The 3596-nt window shown below is 59.5% G+C and carries 4 protein-coding genes; 3 read left to right on the forward strand and 1 reads right to left on the reverse strand.

Annotation, left to right across the window (positions count from 1 at the left end; all coding sequences use genetic code 11):
- Nucleotides 1-651: 651 nt before the first annotated feature.
- Nucleotides 652-996 (reverse strand): hypothetical protein, encoded by a 345-nt coding sequence (locus AC1DX0_RS32840; RefSeq protein WP_477219487.1) that lies wholly within the window; start codon nt 994-996, stop codon nt 652-654.
- Between the two features lie 148 nt (nt 997-1144).
- Here AC1DX0_RS32840 and AC1DX0_RS32845 point away from each other — a divergent pair, with 148 nt between their 5' ends.
- From AC1DX0_RS32845 to AC1DX0_RS32855, 3 genes are all read left to right on the forward strand, one after another.
- The gene (locus AC1DX0_RS32845) at nt 1145-1903 is read left to right on the forward strand and encodes a hypothetical protein (protein WP_477219488.1); all 759 of its coding nucleotides are present in this window, start codon (nt 1145-1147) and stop codon (nt 1901-1903) included.
- Between the two features lie 276 nt (nt 1904-2179).
- Complete coding sequence (locus tag AC1DX0_RS32850; RefSeq protein WP_477219489.1) at nt 2180-2776, forward strand: hypothetical protein; 597 nt, start codon at nt 2180-2182, stop codon at nt 2774-2776.
- The coding region (locus tag AC1DX0_RS32855) for a phage major capsid protein (RefSeq protein ID WP_477358535.1) at nt 2773-3596 on the forward strand (824 nt) is incomplete at its 3' end. The genes AC1DX0_RS32850 and AC1DX0_RS32855, both read left to right, overlap by 4 nt.

Raw genomic sequence — 3596 nt, forward strand, 5'->3', positions numbered from 1 at the left:
GGCATGGGCGGTCTGCCTTCTTGCCGGCACGCAATTTGATACGCGCGGCGCCTGAGTGCGCGCTACCGAGAAGCCCGCTTCGGCGGGCTTTTCCTTAAAAATGTACAGGCGTTCTTAGCCGAGGTTCCATGTTTCTCTGACATCCTGGCAGGGATGTACGGAAGCCGCGGCCCAAGGATGGACATGGCTTTCCCGCTTGCGCTGCTTCTCGGTGGCGTGGCGGGATATGGCTATCTTGCAAATGATAGCGCACCGGCAAGCGCGGTTGCGGCGGCGTCAGCAAGCGCGGACTGCGACATCAAAGGTAACATCTCGATAGAGCAATGTAATTGCAATCGAGCCATTCGACGCCGCTTACCCGGTCAAGCAAATGGGCGGCAAGACAAACTGGTACCCCTGCCAGGTCGTCGGTGTGGTCCACGATGAATCGTATGACCAAGGCCGGTTTGTCGTGATCACTGAAGGCGAGGATGGCCAGATGTACACAAGCTCTTTCCCGACAGTGCGGCGGGCCGAAGCATGATGGGAGGCGCCAATGGCTGCAGCAAGAACAGTCGAGACAAACGGCGAAACGGTTCAAGTTCGCCGGATTTCGTGGGAGGCACTTTGGAAGATCCGGCCAGACCTGCGGCCAGCGAATGACAACGTCCGTCAGGCGGCTAGCGGCTTTCCACAGCGGCAGACGTCCATGGCGGGAGAATTGTTATACCCGCAGAAAGAACAGACTTTGGCTTTTTCGCCAAACGCAGGCGAGCTTGGTGAAACGTAGGTCTGGGTCAGCAATGATGGCGACAATGGTGCATCAGCCAACTTCGCCTCTGTCGCACGTGCGATCCGCTGTCCGATGTGTACCAGTTCCGCGAGTGCTAAACTGACCACTCCCGCGCAAACCAGGATGATGCCAGCAATCTGTTGTGTAATTGCCGGACCCGCCGCGAAAACTAAAATACCAAATCCAAGCTCGGCAATGCCAGCCAGCACTAAGAAAATCTGCATCGTCCTCCCCTTCTTAAGCCCGTTTTATTTGTATTCGACTCCCGCGGCAGTGGCCATAGACGTGAATGCTTAGAACCTTACCCGTCCCGCGCATTGCGGAACGGCTCTAACCGGCCTGGCCGGTTCCTCGAATTGGGATGACCACCCGATGACCATGATCACCCGAAAAGAAATGCTTGCCGCGGCTGATGCCATCCTGACGGCCAATCCTCCAGAAAAGCGGACCGCTGCGCGTATCCGATACCGAGGCGGGCGCCCAGCTCTGACCTGGATGAAGAAGCACAACGCCACCGGCGCCGCCGCTCTGTGGCTTGTAGCCCGAGAGCGGTTGCCGCAAGCCGCGAACGATAACCTACCAATTGAAGCCGGGCTTAACGTCGACCGCAGCCGCAAGGATGGAAGGCCGCGCGGCAAGAACGCGGATCCGCGCTCGCTGGATGCCTATATAGCGCTGCCGGCAGTACAGCCGCGACTCGGTGACCCTGAACCGGAGCCACCGCGAACCGGGAATTGGGACGCGGTATCTCGGGGTGTTGCCATCAAGTCGCAGGAGTGGATACATCCCGACGCTGTTTTCACGTCGGCAACGCGCTTTAGCTTCCATCCTCCGGAAATCGCGGAAGGCGCAAGCTTCCTTGGCTCCATAGGCGGACTCGGCCAGCTTAAGATGGGCAAGCGCAGGGGTGACGTTAGGCTCACCGGCTGTACTGATCCAGCTAATCCGCCTCCAGAGATCGATGCCGTTATCGAAACGATCTTGGCTGGAGGCGGTGTTGCTGACGTCGGCAAGGCTCTCGGAGCGAAAGGTGGACATGCGGACCGCCGCGGAGGCGCCGCTTTGCTCGCGGCAGGCCGGTGGGCGATGCTGGCATTGGGGAAAGAGAGTGGTCGCATAAGGGCCGCTTAGGCCCGTGTGCCAAATCGTGGCCCCGAAAACCCTTTAGGGCAACAACAACGAAAATCGGGGCGCTTCGGCGTCCCTCTTCTTTGCGCCTGACGCTTCGTCATCGTCATGCGTAACGCGCTCATTGGTCCAGTAGGCCAGGGGGCGGTCAATCGTGCACCTTTCGGGTGCGCCTACACTTCCAAAAATCCGACTGCTGGCAACGGCGGTTGTTGATCGACCCCAGCCGCCCCGTCGGGGGTGGTGGGGGTAGCGTTTCGAGCGAAAGGACTAAAAAACATGGCTACCGCAAAAAAAGCAGAGGCAGCCCCTGCAGCGCGTGAGTTCGAGGAAATCCAGCGCAAGGCGGATGGCCTAAAGGCTCGCGCAAAGGACCTACTCGCCGCGCAGCTAGAGCTTGAGCAGGCCGGTATTCGGCCCGAGCAAGCAATCGTTGGCCCTGGTGTCCGGGATTGGGCTGCGGCGCTGGTCGACGGTTCCCCGGTTCCGGCCGTTCGTGATCCGACACCGGGCGAACAACTACAAAAAATCATCCTTGAGCGGCAGGCGATCGAGATTGCTCTTGATGCGCTGGCCGAACAGGAGAACCAAGCGCGGCGCATTGCGGCTGCCGAATTGCTACAGGAATCTGCTGCTGATTGGCGGGAGATTGTCCGGCAACGTGCGTTGGCTGTTCTCACTTTGAGGCGCGTCAACGCCGCGGCCTTCGACTTCCGCGAGCGCATCCGTCGCCTTGCCCGAGGAAATCCCAATTTGATTTGCGACGTCACCAGCGGACCGATTTTCGGCCCGCCTGTCGTCGGCGATGGCGTCTACACATTTCTCGAAAACTGCGTCAGCGCAGGAATTATCACCAGGAAGGAAATCGCCCAATGAGGCACGAATTTTTCAACACCGGCGCCCGTATCCGCGCCTTTGACGACGACGCTGCAGCCTTGAAAGCCGGAATGTTTTTCCGCGCGGCGCTGCACGAAGGCGATGACGCAGCCAAAGCCTGGTGCGTCAAAAACGGCGTCGTCATCCAGAAGGCGCAAGGTGAAACCACCGGCACTATCGGCGGCTATCTCGTCCCAACTGAAGTTGAGGCCGGAATCATCAAAATCCGCGCACTGGTTGGAACGTTTCGGCGCAACGCGGACGTCAAACGGATGGGCTCGGACACGCGCTCATTCCCGCGGCTCGACACAGGTCTGACGGCTGCCTTCGTCGGCGAAAATGCCCAGATTGCTGAGCAGGACCGTTCTTGGAGCAGTGTTACGCTAACTGCCAAAAAAGCGGCGGCCCTGTCACGTCTCTCCAGTGAACTCGGCGAGGATGAAACCGTCGATGTTGGCCAGGATTTCGCCGAGGACGCAGCCTTCGCGATCTCGAAGCTCGAGGATGATTGCGGGTGGCTTGGTGATGGCACGTCGGCTTATGCCGGGATCGTCGGGATCACTACAAAGCTGATCGATGGCAACCATGACGCCGGGAAGATCGTGGCGGCTACGAACAACGACACGTTCGCCGAGCTAACGGCAACCGATCTGGGCACCGTCGTTGCGGCTTGCCCGGAATATGCCCTTGGCAACGCAAAATGGTACGCCAGTTCATACGCCATCGGGCAGACCTTTGTCCGGCTCGGCGCGACTGTCGTCGGGCTTGAAATGACGCCTACTGGCCCGAAGCCCATCCTGCAATACGGATCGTATCTCAT

This window comes from Mesorhizobium sp. P3_A9, from assembly GCF_056402975.1.